Raw genomic sequence first — 18,642 nt, 5'->3', positions numbered from 1 at the left:
TCACAATAGAGCGGTCTTTGACCCCGACTACATGAGTATAAATTTCAGTTGTTGATAAATCCGAATGCCCCATTAACTCTTCGACTGTTAGTTCCAGACACAGTTCTACTACCTACGTCCTGTAGGCATGAATATTACGAATGTCCGTGCCATTTTCTAATAACCTAGTTGCAAAGCTATGTCTGAATGTATGGCAATTTGCTTTTTTGTGGATATGATTATTTGCAATAGCCTGAGAAACCGCACGTTGTAATTTTCGTTCATGCATGTGAAATCTTTGAATTTCACCTGTTATTCTATTTGCACTTTGCTTCCTTGATGGGAATAAATATTGCCACTTAAATTCTTTACTGGCGTTAGGACTTTTTTTGGATAACGCGCTAGGTAAATAAGCGGTTCCATAACCCTCTTCTAAATCTTGTTCGTGCCGCTTTTGAGTGTTTATAATTCGTTGTTTGATGTCTTCTATTAAATTATTAGGTAATAAACATTTCCTCCATTTATTACCTTTTGATGTACGAACGATAATATAATTATTCTCAAAATCAATATCCATCACTCTGAGTCGACATACCTCCATAACCCTTAAACCCGAGCCATACATCAGTTAAACAGCCAATGCGGTACTTCCAGTTAAATCATTAATAATACTGACTGCTTCATTGTGTGAAAAAACAGTCGGTAATCTAACGGTTTGCTTACTGTACCTAAAATCCAATTTCTCAATTTTAATTTTCAAATATTTAGTAAACAAAAAAATTAAAGCATTCAATGCTGTTTTTTGAGTATTGATACTTACATGCTCATTAACTGCCAAATGGGATAAATATTGATCAATCTCATTTGCTCCCATTTCTTTGGGGTGTCGCAATTTATGAAAACGAATAAACGATACTACCCAATAGCAGTATGTCTTTTCAGTTTTCAACGCGTAGTTTTTTGCTCTTATGAAAAAACGAAATTGATCCATCAATTTAATAGGCTTTTCAGGTATTACTTTAGCAATATCATTATTTACTTCTAACTGATTATAATTCATTAAACCTACCCCCCAATACTGTATATATAAACAGTAACAGTAAAATGAAATAACGCAAAAATATAGAAGTTAATTTTGTAAATAAATGTAATTTAAACAATCCTGATTGTTCAAACCTGTCGTTTTAGAAAATTTTATCAGCTTGAAATTTCAATGACGCACTATCTTTGTTCAACCGACATTACGAAATGTAAACCAGTAAAAATAGGTGATTCAAAGCACAATTACATGACGCTATATCTAGTACAAACGGACACCCTTTATAAATATGACGTGTTTTCTTTTGTAATTATCACACATAAAAGACAACCATAAAGCCACGCCCCCTTTTACCGCCTAGACTTGAGAATACTCAATTGGTATAGTTCGCTCTTAAATTTAAAAATAACACGACAAATGGATTTTTTTTCGTTTGTCGTATATATAGCTGTTATACGATAAATTATCAGGAAAAATAAAAAATGTCAGCGTATTTATATTTAGCAATAATTGATGCAGAAGATACGATTAAAGAAAAAATCAAAGATTTTATGGGTGACTTCTACCCAACAGACCAAGCCAAAATATATGGAAAGTCTGGTTATGATTTAGTATTTTTAGTAAAGAAACCAGATTATCTAGATGGATTACTTGATGATGCAGTATTAACTTATAATATAAAGTATACAGCTGATATACGTAAGCTGGAAGGTGCTGAATTTTTAAATGAAATTAGAGAATTATCAGAATATTATGAAGACGATGATGAAGAATACTATATAAAATTTTTCACTAGCTAACCCGTATAACAAAGCTAATCAAAACCGACGCAAAACACTCCGCCTTCTTTGTGTTTCGCTTCGCGAAGTATACACAAAGAAGCCTCCGCGTTGTTGCGCGGTTTATTAGAGCGTTATATACCACAACTAATTCTATTTTAATTGCTTCTGAGCATTTGTGTATTTCAAGCAAGTTGGTGTGTAATTCTTTTGGTTTTGTATTAATCAAACCTTAAGTTTATAAAATAATGTAATGCGTAAATTCCTTTTAATCAGGTTCGGGTTTACGTTGTGGTGGGTGATGCAGTTCATATTGCAAATAATGGTTTAACGGGTTAATTTAGTTAAGCTTTTAAAAAATATATAACAAGGCATTAAAGCAGGAAAATTTACAGTTGGCTGTTTTCACTGCGTTCAACATATTAGCCAACTATAAATTTCCTCTTAATGAGGCGTTATGTTTTCATTCTAGGAAGGAGTCATCTGATGAAGCAGAGTTTTATTTTTGGTGCAGTATTAACCTTTCTTGGTAGCTTACTTCACATAGCAATAATAATTGGTGGACCAGATTGGTATTTAGCGTCAGGAGCAGGTGAAAATTTAGCTAAACAAGCTGAATCTGGCTCTATGTATCCAGCTTTTGTTGGTTTAATTTTAGCGTGTATCTTTTTAGGCTGGTCTTTATACGCACTTTCTGGTGCAGGTATAATTCGTAAACTTCCATTTTTAAAGTTATTCCTAATATTAATTGCCGCCTTATGTATAATCAGAGGCTCGTACGGTTTTTTCATCCCTATGCTATTTGATAGTCCGTACGTTGTAAGTTTAGGTATTTGGTTTTGGGTATCAAGCTCAGCCGTTTGGCTAGCAATCGGCTTGTCTTACGCTGCGGGTATCAGATCAAACTGGTCATATATCAGCGCAGTAAAAACATAACAAGCCAATTAAGAGGGACTAAAAACAGTTTGCTCGGTTTCGCTTCGCTACACATTTTAGCAAACAATTTTTAGCCCCTTATTGGGGCGTTATATGGCAAATAAAATGTATAAAGTCGTTCTGATTTCTGAAAGTGGTTATGATCCGAAACATGACGAATTATTATTAACTTTTTTGGATGATAAAGTTGAATTATTTTGCGCAGTTGGTAAAGATTGTGAAGTATGGGAAAATGTAATGGATGAACTTGCAATAGGTGATGGTATAAAATCACGGTATATTACTACAACTTGTCATCCAGATGAATCTATTGAGGATGTCATTGAATTTGCAAATAACTTCTCAACTAAATTTAAATGTATAGTTCGCGAGTTTTCCATATAACAAAGCAAATTAAAACCGACGCAAAACACTCCACCTTCTTTGTGTTTCGCTTCGCGAAGTATACACAAAGAAGGCTCCGCGTTTTTGCGCGGTTTATTTGAGCGTTAGATTCTAGGAGTAAAGTTTATGGGCGTGGCAATATATTATAATATTGAAGAAAATCCGAACAACAAAACTATTGAGCAGATTGCAGACAGTGTAAAAGATCTTGAATCATCATATGATTGGTATATAGAACCCTTCGCATTATTTGAATCTGATGGAGATCTATCTGGATCATCAAAATTATTTCATTTATTTGATGATGAAGGAAATGAACTCGATCCATCAGAAGAATCGCCTAAAGTCATGAAAGACATTGATTATTTAATTGAAATTCTTGCAACTATCTCCAAGGAATCAAATATAATTTGGCAACTTGAAATTGAAGGGAGTCCGATAGGTAATATTTCGACTAACGGTCCAGACGAAATGTTATCTGAAACACTTGAAGAAATGTTGGTTGCCTTTAGTGGTGACTTTTCAGATGAACACTTAGATGTAGTATCTAGCAAATCTCAAGAAAAGGTTCGGCATGTTGAAGTAATTTTACAAGAGACTCCAAAACCCGTTGAAACCCCGAAAAAACCTTGGTGGAAATTCTGGTCTTAGAATCTAATCGGGTAGCCAAGAGTCTCTAACTCTCAGCCCCCACAACACCCTGCATGCGGCTCCGCACAGGGCGTTTCATTTAGTGTGATGAACCTTAATCCAACCATCGCGTAGTGAAACCAAACCCGCCTTCTTTAAATAATCATTTGATAATGCTTCATTAATTCCGAGCGTTTTCGCACTGCGCCATGGGCCTTTACTGGTTGTCCCACAATTAATAGCCATCTTATAATGAACTCCCAATTTCATTAACTTTCCTACTTTGGTTCGTGGTTTTCGCCACTGTCGCCAGTATGCCATTCTCACTCTTCTGCGTATCCAGTTATCTAGATCACAGCAAAGTTGATAACATTTTGCGATGCCAAAATAATTTATCCAGCCTCGAATATATTGACTGGTTTTAAAAAGTTGGTAGCTCATACTGACACCCCAATTTCGGTTGGTGAGTCTTCGAATTCTTTGCTTAAATTTATGCAAAGTTTTCTCGTGCCATTTGATATGTCCGCGCTTAAAGGTAAACCCTAAAAACTGACTGTCTTTGACATTAACTACCTGACTTTTCTTGAGGTTAATTGATAACTTCAAACGATTCTGCAAATACTTTGTGATACTGCTTAACACTCGTTCACCTGCACGCTGACTTTTTATTACGATCATAAAATCGTCTGCATATCGGGAAAATTGGTGTCCACGTTTTTCGAGTTCTTTGTCCAATGGATCCAGCATGATGTTTGCCAGCAATGGCGATAATGGGCCGCCTTGTGGTACACCTTCTCGAGTTTCTTGGAAGTACGATTGGCTTGCGTTAGTGTTAACCATTGCACCTGCTCGTAAGTATTTTGCGATCAATTTCTTTATTTGTTTGTCCTGAACTTTTTGTCCAATTAACGACATTAATAAATCATGATTCACTCGATCAAAGAATTTTGACAGATCAACATCCACGGAAATTTTCCGATTCTGTTTAATGATCTGGTGTATTTGTTTTACCGCTTGTTGACCGCTTCGATTCGGTCTGAACCCAAAACTGTTTTCAGAAAAATCGGGATCAAAAAGGGGAGTAAGCACTTGGGTGAGGGCTTGTTGAATCACTCGATCGATGACAGTTGGAATGCCAAGCATTCGTTTGCCACCATCGGGTTTTTCAATTTCTACACGCCGAACAGGTTGGGGTTGATACGCACCAGAATTGAGTTGCGCTTTTACCTTTTGCCATTCGTTTGTTTTCACCCACTCAGGAAAGTCATCGACAGTCATGCCGTCAATTCCTGGCGCGCCTTTGTTGGCTCGAACTTGTTTCCACGCTTGTTGTAAATTATCTGGGCGCATCATCTGTTCGAATAAATTATTGCTAAAGGCTGGCTTCATATCAATACGCTGATTCACGTCACTGCCGTTCGGCATTCGTTGTTTCAAGTGTGACAAGGCTCCTCCTTTCACTAAATGTTCAGGCCTTCACCTTGTCCCAACCATTACGATGGGCGTTTGGCTACTATGCCGTCTGCTGACTTCTGTTTAATCATCATTGAGATTGCTCCCAAAGACGCTATCGGTTTTCATCGGTTCGCTCTTTTGGGTTGATGACACCCAAAAGCCAAGACACTTATTGACCAGAGTCTTACTGGTAAATTACTGATCGCTTGTTAAACAGATCTCCCCAGATAAGAGCATAAACTTTCATTGCACTGCTGCATCATTTACGGTGGCCGTTAAATCACGTGGCTTCGTCGCCTTGTGCCAACTCGCCTCCAGCCTACGCCTAATATGATGTTCTTGTTCATCAGCTCGCAATTTTGCGTCCGGCTTCCTTCAGACCAAACCTCGCGGTTAAGCCCTTGCCATTCACTAGTAGTTATCGTCTAATAACACAGTTATTTCGACGGTGATTTTCCTACAGAGGACTTTCACCTCATAAGATTATGCCCATGCTGGGCGTACACAAAACAAATTAAAACCGACGCAAAACACTCCGCCTTCATTGTGTTTCGCTTCGCGAATTATACACAATGAAGGCTCCGCGTTTTTGCGCGGCTTATTAGAGCGTTCAGGCTTTAGAAAAATTAAAAAACCACTGATTTTATAGTTGTTTTTTAGTAAAATAGACATAATTCAGATTATTAACGATTTTATGTCTAATTTTATTCCTACTAATTCCTCTCCCCTTAAAATCAGCAATCCCTCTTTTTCGATTTCTCTTTAATTTTTCTTGGTATCTAGAAGTTTTAGGTGATGATACATTTGAGTACTTTCTTTATCAGCTTCTAGAAAATGAAATTGATTTAACCGCATTCCTAGACACATATAAAAATAGTAAAGTCGGTCGTAAAGCCTATCACCCAGCATTATTACTTCGCGTTATTTTTTATGCCTATTACCGTGGCATGATTTCAAGTCGTGGCTTTTTATGAAGTGCGTGAACGCGTTTCGGGTAATTGTTCCAGACTTAGCTCTACCATTCACATCCCTGTGCAAGTGTAAGACTGATTTAAAATTCATTGCACTTGCAGCGGGTAAACAACCGCATTTTACAACCATCGCCGATTTCGTTAGTTCTCATAGCGGGATAGTGCCTCTTAATTTATGAGAGTATGAAAGACTTGTTCCATCGTATTTTATTAATTTGTGATAAAAGTTGGCTAAATTGAATTTGTGGGCCTGAAGAAAGTAAATGGTCAGTGGTTAATGTTTTGTATGATTCATAATTTGGAAGCTCTCTAAAAAGAATTGGATGGAAATATCGAGAACAAGAAATGATGGTTTGATGGAGTTGATATCAATCATTCAACCTACAATCCCTTAGTACGCCTTGATATCATTGGGTTTCAGAGCGGTTATTTTGAATGCGTCGAATTTTCAAGAAAATGACGATAATCAATCTAAGTATTTTATTGTGAAATTAACGTTTCTAAAATGTTCTGAGAATGAATATACTGTTTGAAATTAATTAAATTAAAAATGAGTGTTGAAGAAAGTTAATTTTTCTACAGCCTCGTTATACGTCTGGGGGCACCAATGAGAAAATATCTAATTTATATTGTTTCTGCATGTCTCATATTGTTATCCTATTTTTTAGGTAAATATTTAATGTCTATCTATGGACTAGATCCACCATATATCTATTTTTACACTGGAATGTATTTGTATTTTGCGTCCATTGGCTTTTCCATTTTATTAGTGTTCTCAATTTTATTTCATTTAATATATAATAAAATATTGAAGTTTAAGTCGAAAAACGTATAACAAACTAATTAAAACCGACGCAAAACACTCCACCTTCTTTGTGTTGCGCAATTCAAATATTTTTATGAAATTAACATTTCTAAAATGTCCAAAGAATGAATATACTGTTTGAAATTAATTAAATTAAAAATGAATGTTGAAGAAAGTTATTTTTTCTACAGTCTCGTTATTTTTACTTGGAGGTTATGTGTCAAAATTGAAATTATCTTTAATACCGATACTCTGTTTTGGAGCTATTTTGGTTTTAACGGGGCTCACTCAAAGGCATGCATTGGCATGTGAGTTTATTGAATATTCTAATTATTCTGAGATCGCACCTAATATTTTTGTTAGCAGCTCATTTAATCTTGATCAGAAAGAAACCTTACTTTCTACAATCACTCTTGGTAAATCTAGAGTTAACACTACTTTTGGTAAAATGATCTCTAATCCTAAAGTGGTTATCACTACAAATGAAAGTGAAGCAGCTGATTTTGGTTCAAATGCTTACGGTAAAGCATTACTGACTCCACTTGGTCAATGTATTGTTATTGGCCATAAAGGGCAAAATATTGATGTTATTGCGCATGAGTATACACACGCAGAAGTGCATCATAGGGTTGGTTGGTTAAATCATTTCTTAAATGTCCCTATTTGGTTTAACGAAGGGGTGGCGTTACTGGTTGATTACAGGAATCTTTATTTATTAGAAAATATAGATTTATCCTTAAAGGACATCGAGTCTGTTAAAAATAATAGATTCGACTTTTCTCTTGCCAGCTATCAAGCTTCTAGAGTTTTAGTTGATAGCATTGATAAATCAAGCTTATATGGGAACTTAGAAAAACTTAAGCAAGGGCAAGATTTAAATAGTGTATTTGGATTGTAAACCTAATCGGGTAGCCGAGAGTCTCTCACTCTCAGCCCTACAACACCCTTCATGCGGCTTTGCACTCGACTAAATGGATTTAGGAAATAGAGCAATGCAGGAGCATATTGCACAGGGCGTTTCATTTAGTGTGGTGAAGTTTCATCCATCCGTTGCGCAGTGAAACTACCCCCACCACCACCCGCTTTCTTTAAATAATCATTTTCCTTCTTAAAAAACAAAGAGGGTTTCATTAAATTTCCGACTTTGGTTCGTGGTTTTCGTCACTTTCGTCAATATGTCATTCTCACTCTTGCGTGTATCCAGTTATGTAGATCACAGTACAGTTGATAATATTTTACGATGCCAAAATAATTTATCCATCCTCGAATATATTCGCTGGTTTTAGATACTCAACTATTTTAACAAAACACTATTTTAACAAAACACTATTTTAACAAGACACTATTTTAACAAGACACTATTTTAACAAGACACTTCAAAAATCATTCTTAAATTTAGTATATGAGTGTCATTAAATTAATTAAACTCGCATTCATTAAATTATTTTGTTCCTTTTATGTTATCTAAATATGAAAACAAAAAAGTACGTTAATGTTATATTTTAAAGTGTTTTATTTTAAAGTATTGTATTTTAAAGAAAAGTATTTATTATCTCAGGCTTTCATAATCAAAAAATAAGGGACACCATGAAACGAGTTTTAATCACAGGGGCGGCAAGTGGATTAGGCGCTGAAATCGCAAAATATTATAACCAACAAGGCTGGTCAGTTTGTGTAGCAGATATTTTAAAAGACAAAGGTGAGGCATTGGTTGGGCAACTTAATTCTGAATTTAATAACAACAGCTTCTTTTTAGAATTGAATGTGACTTGTGAAAGTCAATGGCTAAAAGCAAGCCAAGAAATTCACTCTCGCTGGAATGGGCTTGATTGCCTGATAAACAACGCAGGTGTTGCCTCAAGTGGTGACATGGATAAACTGTTGATTCAGGATTTTAAATGGACATTAGATGTTAATATTATGGGTGTCGCCAATGGCTGTAATGTTTTTATTCCAATGCTCAAACAAAGTAAAGGGACTATTGTCAATGTCGCTTCAATGGCTGGTTTTTTACATCTACCATCTATGGCCGCTTATAATACATCTAAAGCGGCTGTCATTGCATTGTCCGAAACGTTGTATGCTGAGTTAGATACCCATAATGTGCATGTCAGCGTGTTATGCCCTGCTTTTTTCAAAACAGATTTAACTAAGACAATGCGAGTGACCGAAAAAAGCAGTATCGAACGAGTGAATGCAATGATGGAATCGTCTAAAATTAAAGCTCCTGAAGTGGCAAAAGCATTATTTGACGGAGTTAAAAATAAACAGTTGTATATATTCACTCATAGTACGGAAAAAACACTTTGGAAAATTAAGCGTTTTATTCCTGCTTTATATTTTAAATTGATTAAAAAAGTGAGTAAAAAAATCAAAGCTAAAATGACAGCTGCTACTATTTAATTCAACTAATTTTGGAAGCTGGATTTTAATTGAAATCCAGCTTTTTTTTCGCATTAAATCCACCCTACTTTTAATAACTCAGGCTCAATTATTGTGTTTTAAATTTCTTTTATATTTGACTACCTATGCTTAGATATTTTAAAACATGGTATATTCATCAATATTATTTAATTCCTATTCAAAGGCCATTTATGAAATACTATTTAATTTTAATAATATTGTTAGTTACCTCATCGAATTTGTTCTGCGCGCCTTATATGTTGACTATTAAACAGCAAACAATTCAAACTCAAATTGAGAAATCCATGCCTGTCGAAAAATCTAATTTAATTGGCAAAGCCATTATTAACAACCCTTTACTAGCATTAAATGGACAGTTAAATCAAATAGAATTTTGGGTTGATTTTGATGCTTTGATATTTAAAAAATTTCAAGCCATAGGTAAAAGTAAAGTTTCAGCAAAATTATTTTACGATCATGATGAAGGTGAATTTTATCTACGAAAGACTGTGATAGAGGAATTAATAATGGATAATGTAAAAGACAAACATATTCCAATATTTAAAAAACTATTACATGTTGTTGTAAAAAGCAGCCTTAAAAAAAATCCGATATTTACTTTAGATGAAAAGGATCAAAAACAAAAATTTGCTAAAGCAAGCATCAAATCAGTGGCTATTGTCGATGAAGCGTTAATTGTTGTCATGAATATGGGTTTGTAATATTTTAAAAAAATAGAGATAAGAATACATGACACTGAATTTCACTCGAGAGAACGACACGCACATTGCTTTGATTGCCCCTAAGTCAGAGCTTGATTACTATCATCAGGACTCGTGTCATATTGAAATAGGAATCGATGCAATTAGTGCGTTTGCAAAAATGACGGACGATACACCTAAGTGGCTTAGCACGTCTTTTTTCATCAGAGATAAAATCAGTCGAGTATTTGGTGTTAAACAGATTAATGGATTTTCTAAAATAAGACCCACTACCAAACCTGATATTGGTGACAAGTTAGATTTCTTTGATGTGCAATACAGTGAGACTGACGAGTTGGTGTTAACTTCGGTTGATCGACACTTAGGCGTACTCGTTTCTATTCAAACGACCTCTAAAGATGCCAAAACTAATAAATTGATCATTACAACAAGCGTTAAAAACAAAAACTTTTTTGGTCGTGTCTATATGATTCCTGTTAGACCCATTCATGAAATTATTGTGCGTAAATTGAAGGCTAAATTACAAGTGTGATGGTTGTCGTAAACAACAACCCGCACTAGCAAAATCGCTATTTTACTCATCACCTCATTTATATGCCGTTTTACTCGCCCTTGCCGCACACACCTACCTATTAATGCTACAGACAAAATTTGACCAAAGCATCGCTTTTTAACTCAATTTTCTCTATAATGCGCGCCATTGTTTTTTGTAACTAAACAACACAATTGAGTTATATATCTGCTTATTTTGGTAGTTTTATTACATTTATTTATTATCGGCACTTGCCGTTGAATCAACTTAGGAGTCAATTATGACTAAAATTGTAAAGATTATAGCTCGCGAAATCATGGATTCTCGTGGCAACCCAACTGTTGAAGCTGACGTAACATTAGACACTGGCGCTAAAGGCCGTGCTGCTGCTCCTTCTGGCGCATCTACTGGTTCACGTGAAGCATTAGAATTACGTGACGGCGACAAGTCTCGTTACTTAGGTAAAGGCGTATTAAAAGCAGTTGCTGCTGTTAACGGCCCAATTGCTGAAGCATTGATCGGTCAAGACGCATTAGATCAAGCTAAAGTCGATCAAATCATGATCGATTTAGATGGCACTGAAAACAAAGATAAATTCGGCGCAAACGCAATCTTAGCCGTATCTTTAGCAGTAGCTAAAGCAGCAGCCATTGCAAAAGGTGTTGAATTATACGTTCACATCGCTGATTTAAACGGCACTCCTGGTGTTTACAGCTTACCAGTACCAATGATGAACATCATCAACGGTGGCGAGCACGCTGATAACAACGTTGATATCCAAGAATTTATGGTTCAACCAGTTGGCGCGAAAAACTTCTCTGAAGCATTACGTATGGGCGCTGAAATTTTCCACGCACTTAAAAAAGTATTGTCTGCAAAAGGCATGAACACTGCAGTGGGTGATGAAGGTGGTTTCGCTCCTAACTTAGGTTCTAACGCTGAAGCATTAGCTGTAATTAAAGAAGCGGTTGCGGCTGCGGGTTACGAATTAGGTTTTGATAAAGACATCACGTTAGCGATGGATTGCGCAGCTTCTGAATTCTATGAAGACGGCATCTACAACCTTAAAGGCGAAGGCAAAAAATTCACATCTAACGAATTCTCTGACTTCTTAGGTGAGCTTTGCAACGATTACCCAATCGCTTCTATCGAAGATGGTTTGGACGAGTCTGATTGGGATGGTTTCAAATACCAAACTGAATTATTAGGCAAAAAATGCCAAATCGTTGGTGATGATTTATTCGTTACTAACACTAAGATCTTCAAAGAAGGCATCGATAAAGGTATTGCTAACTCTATCTTAATCAAATTCAACCAAATCGGTTCTTTAACAGAAACATTAGCTGCAATCAGAATGGCTAAAGATGCGGGTTACACTGCTGTCATTTCTCACCGTTCTGGCGAAACTGAAGATGCAACGATTGCAGATTTAGCGGTTGGTACTGCTGCTGGTCAAATTAAGACAGGTTCTTTATGTCGTTCTGACCGTGTTGCTAAATACAACCAATTATTACGTATCGAAGAAGAATTAGGCGAAAAAGCAATCTACAACGGCTTAAAAGAAATCAACTGCGGTAAGTAATTACTGTTAGTTAGATTAAAAAAAAACCACTCTATTGAGTGGTTTTTTTATGGGTCAAATAAAAAATAACAATAATGACATTAGGAATAAAATATGTCACTCAAGCTAGTACCTGAACTGTATTGCTCAGACATAAACATCACCAAGCACTTTTACGTGAACGTATTAGGCTTTACCGTAAAATACGAACGCATAGAAGAACAATTTGCCTACTTCACCCTTGATGGCGTGGACATTATGGCAGAAGGCATAGACGGTGTTGGTCGCAGATGGCTGACTGACAAAATGGAAAAACCTTACGGACGCGGTGTGAATTTTCAGTGGGACGTAAATGAAATAGATTTGATGTATCAGCGAGTATTAGAACACGCTAAGGATGATATTTATTTAGAAATGGAAATTAAAGAATACCAGTGTAATGACCAAGTGGCTGTGCAAAAACAGTTTATTGTGAAAGATCCTGATGGGTATTTATTTCGTTTTTGTTGCGATGCTCGCGGGCAAAATGCTTAAGAAACTCAGTTATATCGCAGCATAAAACAGATCATTAGCTGTCATCATTTTATTGGTGGCAAGCTGATCTTTAAGGATTTCTTTAGTTAGGCAAGCGCACTTTCCGCACTGTGTCATGGCACCTAGCTCTTTTCTAATGGCACGCAAGCTGGTTGCGCCATCGTCTATGGCATTTTTGATTTGGGAGTCAGTAATCCCTTTACACAAACATACGTACATAACATCTCACTTAAAAAGTACTTAACATCACATTTAAACTAATGGTAATGGTAATGCAAATGATAACGATTATCAAATAAATTAAATATATTTTGTGCAAAAAAAAGCCTACATCTCTGCAGGCCTTATATTTCAAGGGTCGCTCACATTAAGCGACGACTTTAATTCCCGTTAAACTCACATTTGAGATTGAATATAGTTCTCAATGCCAATTAACTTAATTAAGCGCAATTGTTGTTCTAACCAGTGAGTATGATCTTCTTCGGTATCTTCTAGCTGTTGACGTAACATGTCGCGTGTTTGATAATCTTGCAGCTCTTCACAAATGCCAATGACACGCTTTAACTCTTTTACTACCGAGTATTCAAGTTGAAGATCATTTTCCAGCGTGGTTTTTACGTCAGTGCCTACATTTAAAGGCGAGCGTTTGGTTAAGTCTGGATGCCCTTCTAAAAACAAAATTCGCTTAATCATTAAGTCGGCATGATGTTTTTCATCTTCCATTTCATGATTGATGCGCTCGTATAATTTACTTAACCCCCAATCTTCATACAAACGTGAATGAATGAAATATTGATCCACTGCTGTTAATTCACCTTCAAGTAAATTGTTTAACTCGTCGATAATAATTTGGTTACCTTTCATAATCAGGCCTCTTTAATTTTTAAAATTTATTTCAACATCAATCATTTATTTCAACATCAATCATTTATTACAAATAAAAAATCAATTACATGAAATACTAAATTCTGATCAACACATTAGCGGATAAATACGTTTTTTTCCATTAAATATTCATTAAACTTTTGACCTTTTGAGGGAATAAAAATCGTTATCATTTCCAATATGCACCAACAGTTGCCAACAATCATATATAACAAGTAATTAAGGTTGCGCTAATTTGAAAAACCACTATGATTATTGAATATTTTCAATCCTAAATAGGGCCAAAAATGAAAGGTGACACCCAAGTACTCGCTGCATTAAATCAAGTTTTATCTAATGAATTAATTGCCATCAACCAAACGTTTTTACATGCTCGTATGTTCAAAAACTGGGGCTTACATGCGTTAAATAAGTTTGATTACAAAGTATCCATTGATGCGATGAAACGTTCTGACAAATTAATTGAACGCATTTTGTTTTTAGAAGGTCTTCCCAATTTACAAGATTTAGGTAAATTAAAAATAGGCGAAAATGCACAAGAAATGTTGCAGTGTGATTTAGCCTTAACTCTGGATTGCGTAAGCACATTACGTGAAAGCATTAAATTGTGTGAACAATTGCAAGATTATGTTTCTAGAGACTTACTTGAAGAATTATTAGAAGATGAAGAAGAGTTGATTGATGATTATGAAACGCATTTATCATTAATTGAAAAAACAGGGTTAGCTAATTACTTACAATCTCAAATGGGCGAATAACCTCATTTGTTTAGCGCTTTTATAAGCAATTATAATAAGCGCTTTTCTCTATTTTAAAGCACATCCCCTCCCCTATTATTCAAGATTTATCGATCACCTGACAAAACGCAAGAAAGGGTGAAATTTACCCACAAAACCAGTTATAATTGCCGCCATTATCATTTATCTCACTTTTCCCTTTTTTTAGGAGCACGTTATGGCTCGTACTGCGCAAGTCACCCGCAATACATCAGAAACGCAAATTAGCGTTAGTATCAATTTAGATGGCACAGGCAAAAAAGATTTCACCTCTAAAATGCCGTTTTTAGAGCACATGATCGACCAAATTTGTCGTCACGGTATGATTGATATTACATTTGATTGCAATGGCGATCACCACATTGATGATCATCACGCGGCTGAAGACTTAGGTATTACCATCGGCCAAGCGTTTAAAATAGCCTTAGGCGATAAAGTCGGCATTACGCGTTATGGCCATGCTTATGTACCATTAGATGAAGCGCTTTCAAGAGTTGTGATTGATTTTTCTGGTCGCCCTGGTTTGGAATATCATATTCCTTTTACTAAAGGTGCGGTTGGCGGGTTTGATTGCGAATTGTTTTATGAATTCTTCCAAGGGTTTGTGAACCATGCAGGCGCAACATTACACATCGATAATTTACGTGGGCACAATGCTCACCACCAAATCGAAACCGTGTTTAAAGCATTTGGTCGCGCACTGCGTATGGCGGCAACGCCTGATGAGCGTATGCAAGGTATTCTACCCTCAACAAAAGGCGCTCTATAATTTCATATAAAACACCTCCTTCTGCTTTGTTATAAAAACGGTCATTTACAAGTGTAAACTCCCGTTTTTATGCCGCGCATTAGGCGTCGTTTTACATAAAATTAAATACTGTCATTGTTTGAACAATCTCAAACATGATTACACCTATCCTTAAATATTCAATACCATATTAATTGAGAATTACTAATATGAATCAAACCACTGTTGCAGTGATCGATTACGGAATGGGCAATTTGCACAGTGTTGGCAAAGCCATTGAAAAAGTCGCGCCTAATGCGAAGCTAATCATCACTAATGATCACGACACTATTTTAAATGCGACCCATGTTATTTTACCGGGCGTTGGCGCCATGCGCGATTGCATGGGCGAAATGATTAAATTTAATGTTGATAAAATCGTTCACGAAGTCATCAAAAAAGGCACGCCATTTTTAGGTATTTGTGTGGGCATGCAAGCGTTATTAAATCACTCTCAAGAAAACAACGGTGTGAACTGTTTGAGTGTGTTTGAAGGCGATGTTGTGCATTTTGATGCAGGCAATGATGTAGAGGGTCGTGCATTAAAAATTCCTCACATGGGTTGGAATCAAGTTAAGCAAACTCAAAAGCATCCGTTGTGGAACAACATTGAAGACAACACGCGTTTTTATTATGTGCATACTTATCACGCTCATTTAAAAGACAATCAATACTTGATGGGTCAAACCACTTACGGTGAAGATTTTTGTGCTGTGATTGCAAAGGACAATGTATTTGCCACTCAGTTTCATCCTGAAAAATCTCACGATGCAGGTTTGCAATTATTGAAAAATTTCGTCAACTGGAATGGGAAAGTATAATCATGGGTTTAGCAAAACGAATAATTCCTTGTTTAGATGTTGATAATGGCCGCGTTGTAAAAGGCGTGCAATTTTTAGATATTAAAGATGCGGGCGATCCTGTTGAAGTCGCCAAACGCTATAACGAACAAGGCGCTGACGAAATTACGTTTTTAGATATTACTGCTACACATGAAGGCCGAGATACGATGGAAGACACCGTTCGTAAAATGGCAGCTGAAGTGTTTATACCTTTAACGGTTGGCGGTGGTATTCGTGAATTAGACGACATTCAAAGAATGCTAAGAGCCGGTGCTGACAAAGTGGGTATTAATTCAGCTGCGGTAAAACGCCCTGAATTTGTTAAAGAAGCAGCCGAGCGTTTTGGTAACCAGTGTATTGTTGTGGCGATAGACGCTAAGCAAGTTGGCGAAAACAAGTGGGACATATTTACTCACGGTGGCCGTAACGACACAGGTATTGATGCCATTGAATGGGCAATCAAAATGGAAAACTATGGCGCAGGTGAAATTCTATTAACATCAATGGATCAAGACGGCGTTAAAAAAGGCTTTGATTTAGCGTTAACTCGTGCGGTTTCAGATGCAGTGAATATTCCGGTTATTGCATCAGGCGGTGTAGGTAATTTACAGCATTTAATTGATGGTGTACTTGAAGGACACGCAGATGCAGTATTAGCTGCCAGTATTTTTCATTTTGGTGAATACAGTATTGAAGAGGCCAAACTTGCGATGCAAGATGCTGGCATTGAAATGCGATTGTGAATTAATTCAATCTGATCAATTACATTTACTCTTTTTAGACAAAAAAATGCCCTTACTTTAAAGGGCATTTTTTATTCCTATTTATTTACTTGCTACTTTCTTCTTTTTCAATTTTTGGGGTTCTTAACATTTTGGAGGCTCTTAAATATTCTCCTCCAGAGATTTTAAGCCCATCTAACTCTTGTAAAACATAACCTTCAGGTAATTGATCACTTTCAATAGGTTCTTTGGTAGATAAATTTACTCGTTGAAATACGATTGTTCGTTGATATAAATAAGTGTCTAAATTTCTTTGTAAATTATGATGATTATTTTTAGCATGGCCTAAACTTACCACAGCAATATCTTGAGGAGTAAATCGTCCTGGAATATCAACCACCAACATATAGTTATTATTAGGTTGTTCATCAATAATTTCATTCACAAAATTCACAATTCGCTCAGACGTTAAACTTTTGGTACTTCGATCGGTAATCGCAGCTGAGTGATAACCCAAAAACAATACAACACTTAATCCTAATAACGAATATTGAAAGTTTTTATTTTTAAAATAGAACAAAGTAATGGGAATTAACGACATTGCAATTGAAAATATCAAATAAAATCTAAAAGAAGTTGGGTGATCGAATCGGCCATTATGATGCATTAAAAACACAATTAGATTAATTATTAAACACAACACTAAAAACCATGTTAAAGGTGATTTAAATACATCTAACACAGCTTTATCCGTTTGATTTTTAATAACTAGGAACCCTACCCAAAATATTATTACTGCAATACTAATAAAAGTTAATATCGGCGAATAAGGTAAAAAGAAATCAAAGCGTAAATGACTACTCAGCATCCCACTCACATGATCCATAAATAATGAATCTAACGCTAACACACCACGATCATCTGGATTTTCATAAGTGCCGGCTGTCAGTATTCGCTGCCATATTGTAGGTGACAACCATAAAACAATCGGCCCTACCAATATTAAATTTTGTTTGATAGAAAGCCAGTTTACTCGTTTAAATACCAACAACATTACAAGCATTAACCCGCCGTACATTAATGATTCATAACGTATGTTAGCAAAAATAATAAACGTTACAATTAAGATGCTTAATGAAAATGCATCTTGCTCTTTGTAGTAACGGGCAAATGCAATACAGGTTAATAATGCAAATAAAGTGGATAGGATATCAAATCCACCAGAAGAAGACGTGATGGAAACAACGGGTTGCGCTAATACTAAAAATACCGATGAAATCGCAGCAATTAGTCCAAAGCGGGTTTTGACCATAAAATAAATAATGGACAACAATGCAAATAACACCATTGAATTTAATATAAATATATTAGCAATTCGATAACCAGAAATAGTATGTAATACTGCGACTAACGTTGGAAATATCAAAGGGCGTTTAGGTGTGACATTACTAAAAGAGCGATAATCTTGATAATAATAATTACCCATTGTCGAATTATACACGGTGTTGTCGTATGTCATTGACTTAGCTATGGCAGCTAAATTTGATTCATCAGCAAAGACTCGAAGCTCTTGTTCTACTGAAAAATAAACTAATACTGTTGCCAATAATAAAAAGGAAAGTTCAAGGGCGTGGGTTTTTAATATTCTAAAAAAATCTATCTGTTTTTTTTGAAAATATAAAAGATTCAAAATAAAAAACACAACCAAAACTGTGAGCATAATAAAGTAACTAAAATGCGTAAAACTAGTTTTGAGAAAAGGCGCATGAGTAAACAACATTCGACCATTCACATCTTGGAATGAATTAACCAATGTTGCCATTAACCAGCTAGCAGGTAATAAAAATAATATTCCGGTTAAATACCAATAACCGTATTTAGTGAAATGTGGATTCATAAC

Annotated in this window: 20 protein-coding genes and 1 pseudogene; 14 read left to right on the top strand and 7 right to left on the bottom strand. The window is 35.8% G+C overall.

Translation table 11 applies throughout. From position 1 onward, the window contains the following. Nucleotides 1-112: 112 nt before the first annotated feature. Nucleotides 113-604: a tyrosine-type recombinase/integrase gene (locus TYM08_RS05045; protein WP_422381881.1), complete on the bottom strand. Its 492-nt coding sequence runs from the start codon at nt 602-604 to the stop codon at nt 113-115. A 3-nt stretch (nt 605-607) separates the two neighbouring features. Beyond that, complete coding sequence (locus TYM08_RS05040) at nt 608-1,039, bottom strand: site-specific integrase (RefSeq protein ID WP_422381880.1); 432 nt, start codon at nt 1,037-1,039, stop codon at nt 608-610. Between the two features lie 461 nt (nt 1,040-1,500). On the opposite strand from TYM08_RS05040, the gene TYM08_RS05035 reads away from it, so the two are divergent. The 4 genes from TYM08_RS05035 to TYM08_RS05020 all read left to right on the top strand — a co-directional run bounded on the left by TYM08_RS05035 (nt 1,501) and on the right by TYM08_RS05020 (nt 3,768). Next, complete coding sequence (locus tag TYM08_RS05035) at nt 1,501-1,818, top strand: hypothetical protein (RefSeq protein WP_422381879.1); 318 nt, start codon at nt 1,501-1,503, stop codon at nt 1,816-1,818. Between the two features lie 465 nt (nt 1,819-2,283). Continuing rightward, nucleotides 2,284-2,733 carry a hypothetical protein gene (locus TYM08_RS05030; protein WP_422381878.1) on the top strand — a complete coding sequence of 150 codons (450 nt, stop codon included), beginning with the start codon at nt 2,284-2,286 and terminating at the stop codon, nt 2,731-2,733. 93 nt (nt 2,734-2,826) lie between these two features. Next, a complete protein-coding gene (locus tag TYM08_RS05025) occupies nt 2,827-3,117 on the top strand; it encodes a DUF7684 family protein (protein ID WP_422381877.1) in 291 nt (96 codons plus the stop codon). A gap of 126 nt (nt 3,118-3,243) precedes the next feature. Then, the gene (locus TYM08_RS05020) at nt 3,244-3,768 is read left to right on the top strand and encodes a hypothetical protein (protein WP_422381876.1); all 525 of its coding nucleotides are present in this window, start codon (nt 3,244-3,246) and stop codon (nt 3,766-3,768) included. Between the two features lie 75 nt (nt 3,769-3,843). On the opposite strand, the gene ltrA is transcribed toward TYM08_RS05020, so the two are convergent. Beyond that, nucleotides 3,844-5,193, bottom strand: a complete 1,350-nt coding sequence (ltrA, locus tag TYM08_RS05015; RefSeq protein ID WP_422381875.1) for a group II intron reverse transcriptase/maturase — start codon at nt 5,191-5,193, stop codon at nt 3,844-3,846. A 2,002-nt stretch (nt 5,194-7,195) separates the two neighbouring features. On the opposite strand from ltrA, the gene TYM08_RS05010 reads away from it, so the two are divergent. Next, nucleotides 7,196-7,876, top strand: coding sequence for a hypothetical protein (locus tag TYM08_RS05010; protein WP_422381874.1), 681 nt, complete (start codon nt 7,196-7,198; stop codon nt 7,874-7,876). A 272-nt stretch (nt 7,877-8,148) separates the two neighbouring features. Here TYM08_RS05010 and TYM08_RS05005 read toward each other — a convergent pair. Then, a pseudogene (locus TYM08_RS05005) lies at nt 8,149-8,250 on the bottom strand (group II intron maturase-specific domain-containing protein); the annotation flags it as partial. A 315-nt stretch (nt 8,251-8,565) separates the two neighbouring features. Here TYM08_RS05005 and TYM08_RS05000 point away from each other — a divergent pair. The 5 genes from TYM08_RS05000 to TYM08_RS04980 all read left to right on the top strand — a co-directional run bounded on the left by TYM08_RS05000 (nt 8,566) and on the right by TYM08_RS04980 (nt 12,730). Then, a complete protein-coding gene (locus tag TYM08_RS05000; RefSeq protein WP_422381873.1) occupies nt 8,566-9,381 on the top strand; it encodes an SDR family oxidoreductase in 816 nt (271 codons plus the stop codon). A gap of 191 nt (nt 9,382-9,572) precedes the next feature. Beyond that, complete coding sequence (locus tag TYM08_RS04995; protein WP_422381872.1) at nt 9,573-10,103, top strand: DUF1439 domain-containing protein; 531 nt, start codon at nt 9,573-9,575, stop codon at nt 10,101-10,103. Nucleotides 10,104-10,131: 28 nt separating this feature from the next. Beyond that, nucleotides 10,132-10,635 carry a DUF2867 domain-containing protein gene (locus TYM08_RS04990; protein ID WP_422381871.1) on the top strand — a complete coding sequence of 168 codons (504 nt, stop codon included), beginning with the start codon at nt 10,132-10,134 and terminating at the stop codon, nt 10,633-10,635. A 280-nt stretch (nt 10,636-10,915) separates the two neighbouring features. Next, the gene (gene eno / locus TYM08_RS04985) at nt 10,916-12,217 is read left to right on the top strand and encodes a phosphopyruvate hydratase (protein ID WP_422381870.1); all 1,302 of its coding nucleotides are present in this window, start codon (nt 10,916-10,918) and stop codon (nt 12,215-12,217) included. A gap of 93 nt (nt 12,218-12,310) precedes the next feature. Then, entirely contained in the window at nt 12,311-12,730 is a 420-nt protein-coding gene (locus TYM08_RS04980) for a bleomycin resistance protein (protein ID WP_422381869.1), read from the top strand. A 9-nt stretch (nt 12,731-12,739) separates the two neighbouring features. Here the strand turns inward: TYM08_RS04980 and TYM08_RS04975 are convergent, their stop codons facing one another. Together TYM08_RS04975 and bfr (TYM08_RS04970) are read right to left on the bottom strand one after the other, a co-directional pair. Then, nucleotides 12,740-12,949 (bottom strand): bacterioferritin-associated ferredoxin, encoded by a 210-nt coding sequence (locus tag TYM08_RS04975; protein ID WP_422381868.1) that lies wholly within the window; start codon nt 12,947-12,949, stop codon nt 12,740-12,742. 177 nt (nt 12,950-13,126) lie between these two features. Then, entirely contained in the window at nt 13,127-13,594 is a 468-nt protein-coding gene (gene bfr, locus TYM08_RS04970; RefSeq protein WP_422381867.1) for a bacterioferritin, read from the bottom strand. 308 nt (nt 13,595-13,902) lie between these two features. Between bfr (TYM08_RS04970) and bfr (TYM08_RS04965) the strand changes: the two genes are divergently transcribed. From bfr (TYM08_RS04965) to hisF, 4 genes are all read left to right on the top strand, one after another. Beyond that, a complete protein-coding gene (gene bfr, locus TYM08_RS04965; protein WP_422381866.1) occupies nt 13,903-14,373 on the top strand; it encodes a bacterioferritin in 471 nt (156 codons plus the stop codon). A 196-nt stretch (nt 14,374-14,569) separates the two neighbouring features. Further along, nucleotides 14,570-15,160 (top strand): imidazoleglycerol-phosphate dehydratase HisB, encoded by a 591-nt coding sequence (hisB, locus tag TYM08_RS04960; protein WP_422381865.1) that lies wholly within the window; start codon nt 14,570-14,572, stop codon nt 15,158-15,160. 188 nt (nt 15,161-15,348) lie between these two features. Continuing rightward, the gene (gene hisH, locus TYM08_RS04955) at nt 15,349-15,999 is read left to right on the top strand and encodes an imidazole glycerol phosphate synthase subunit HisH (protein ID WP_422381864.1); all 651 of its coding nucleotides are present in this window, start codon (nt 15,349-15,351) and stop codon (nt 15,997-15,999) included. 2 nt (nt 16,000-16,001) lie between these two features. Further along, nucleotides 16,002-16,763, top strand: coding sequence for an imidazole glycerol phosphate synthase subunit HisF (gene hisF / locus TYM08_RS04950; protein ID WP_422381863.1), 762 nt, complete (start codon nt 16,002-16,004; stop codon nt 16,761-16,763). A gap of 85 nt (nt 16,764-16,848) precedes the next feature. Here the strand turns inward: hisF and TYM08_RS04945 are convergent, their stop codons facing one another. Beyond that, complete coding sequence (locus TYM08_RS04945) at nt 16,849-18,639, bottom strand: glycosyltransferase family 39 protein (RefSeq protein WP_422381862.1); 1,791 nt, start codon at nt 18,637-18,639, stop codon at nt 16,849-16,851. Nucleotides 18,640-18,642 lie beyond the last annotated feature (3 nt).

The organism is Marinicellulosiphila megalodicopiae (assembly GCF_045862395.1).
Classification (GTDB): domain Bacteria; phylum Pseudomonadota; class Gammaproteobacteria; order Pseudomonadales; family Natronospirillaceae; genus Marinicellulosiphila; species Marinicellulosiphila megalodicopiae.
Note: the sequence above shows the minus strand (reverse complement) of the source record. Positions and strands in the feature narration are given on the sequence as shown.

Coding starts and splice junctions, on each gene's coding strand:
- hisF (WP_422381863.1), top strand. CDS start 16,002: ATGGGTTTAGCAAAACGAATAATTCCTTGTTTAGATGTTGATAATGGC.
- TYM08_RS04945 (WP_422381862.1), bottom strand. CDS start 18,639: ATGAATCCACATTTCACTAAATACGGTTATTGGTATTTAACCGGAATA.
- hisH (WP_422381864.1), top strand. CDS start 15,349: ATGAATCAAACCACTGTTGCAGTGATCGATTACGGAATGGGCAATTTG.
- eno (WP_422381870.1), top strand. CDS start 10,916: ATGACTAAAATTGTAAAGATTATAGCTCGCGAAATCATGGATTCTCGT.
- TYM08_RS05000 (WP_422381873.1), top strand. CDS start 8,566: ATGAAACGAGTTTTAATCACAGGGGCGGCAAGTGGATTAGGCGCTGAA.
- TYM08_RS05020 (WP_422381876.1), top strand. CDS start 3,244: ATGGGCGTGGCAATATATTATAATATTGAAGAAAATCCGAACAACAAA.
- TYM08_RS05040 (WP_422381880.1), bottom strand. CDS start 1,039: ATGAATTATAATCAGTTAGAAGTAAATAATGATATTGCTAAAGTAATA.
- TYM08_RS05045 (WP_422381881.1), bottom strand. CDS start 604: ATGTATGGCTCGGGTTTAAGGGTTATGGAGGTATGTCGACTCAGAGTG.
- bfr (WP_422381866.1), top strand. CDS start 13,903: ATGAAAGGTGACACCCAAGTACTCGCTGCATTAAATCAAGTTTTATCT.
- TYM08_RS04975 (WP_422381868.1), bottom strand. CDS start 12,949: ATGTACGTATGTTTGTGTAAAGGGATTACTGACTCCCAAATCAAAAAT.
- TYM08_RS04990 (WP_422381871.1), top strand. CDS start 10,132: ATGACACTGAATTTCACTCGAGAGAACGACACGCACATTGCTTTGATT.
- hisB (WP_422381865.1), top strand. CDS start 14,570: ATGGCTCGTACTGCGCAAGTCACCCGCAATACATCAGAAACGCAAATT.
- TYM08_RS05035 (WP_422381879.1), top strand. CDS start 1,501: ATGTCAGCGTATTTATATTTAGCAATAATTGATGCAGAAGATACGATT.
- bfr (WP_422381867.1), bottom strand. CDS start 13,594: ATGAAAGGTAACCAAATTATTATCGACGAGTTAAACAATTTACTTGAA.
- TYM08_RS05025 (WP_422381877.1), top strand. CDS start 2,827: ATGGCAAATAAAATGTATAAAGTCGTTCTGATTTCTGAAAGTGGTTAT.
- TYM08_RS04995 (WP_422381872.1), top strand. CDS start 9,573: ATGAAATACTATTTAATTTTAATAATATTGTTAGTTACCTCATCGAAT.
- TYM08_RS05030 (WP_422381878.1), top strand. CDS start 2,284: ATGAAGCAGAGTTTTATTTTTGGTGCAGTATTAACCTTTCTTGGTAGC.
- TYM08_RS04980 (WP_422381869.1), top strand. CDS start 12,311: ATGTCACTCAAGCTAGTACCTGAACTGTATTGCTCAGACATAAACATC.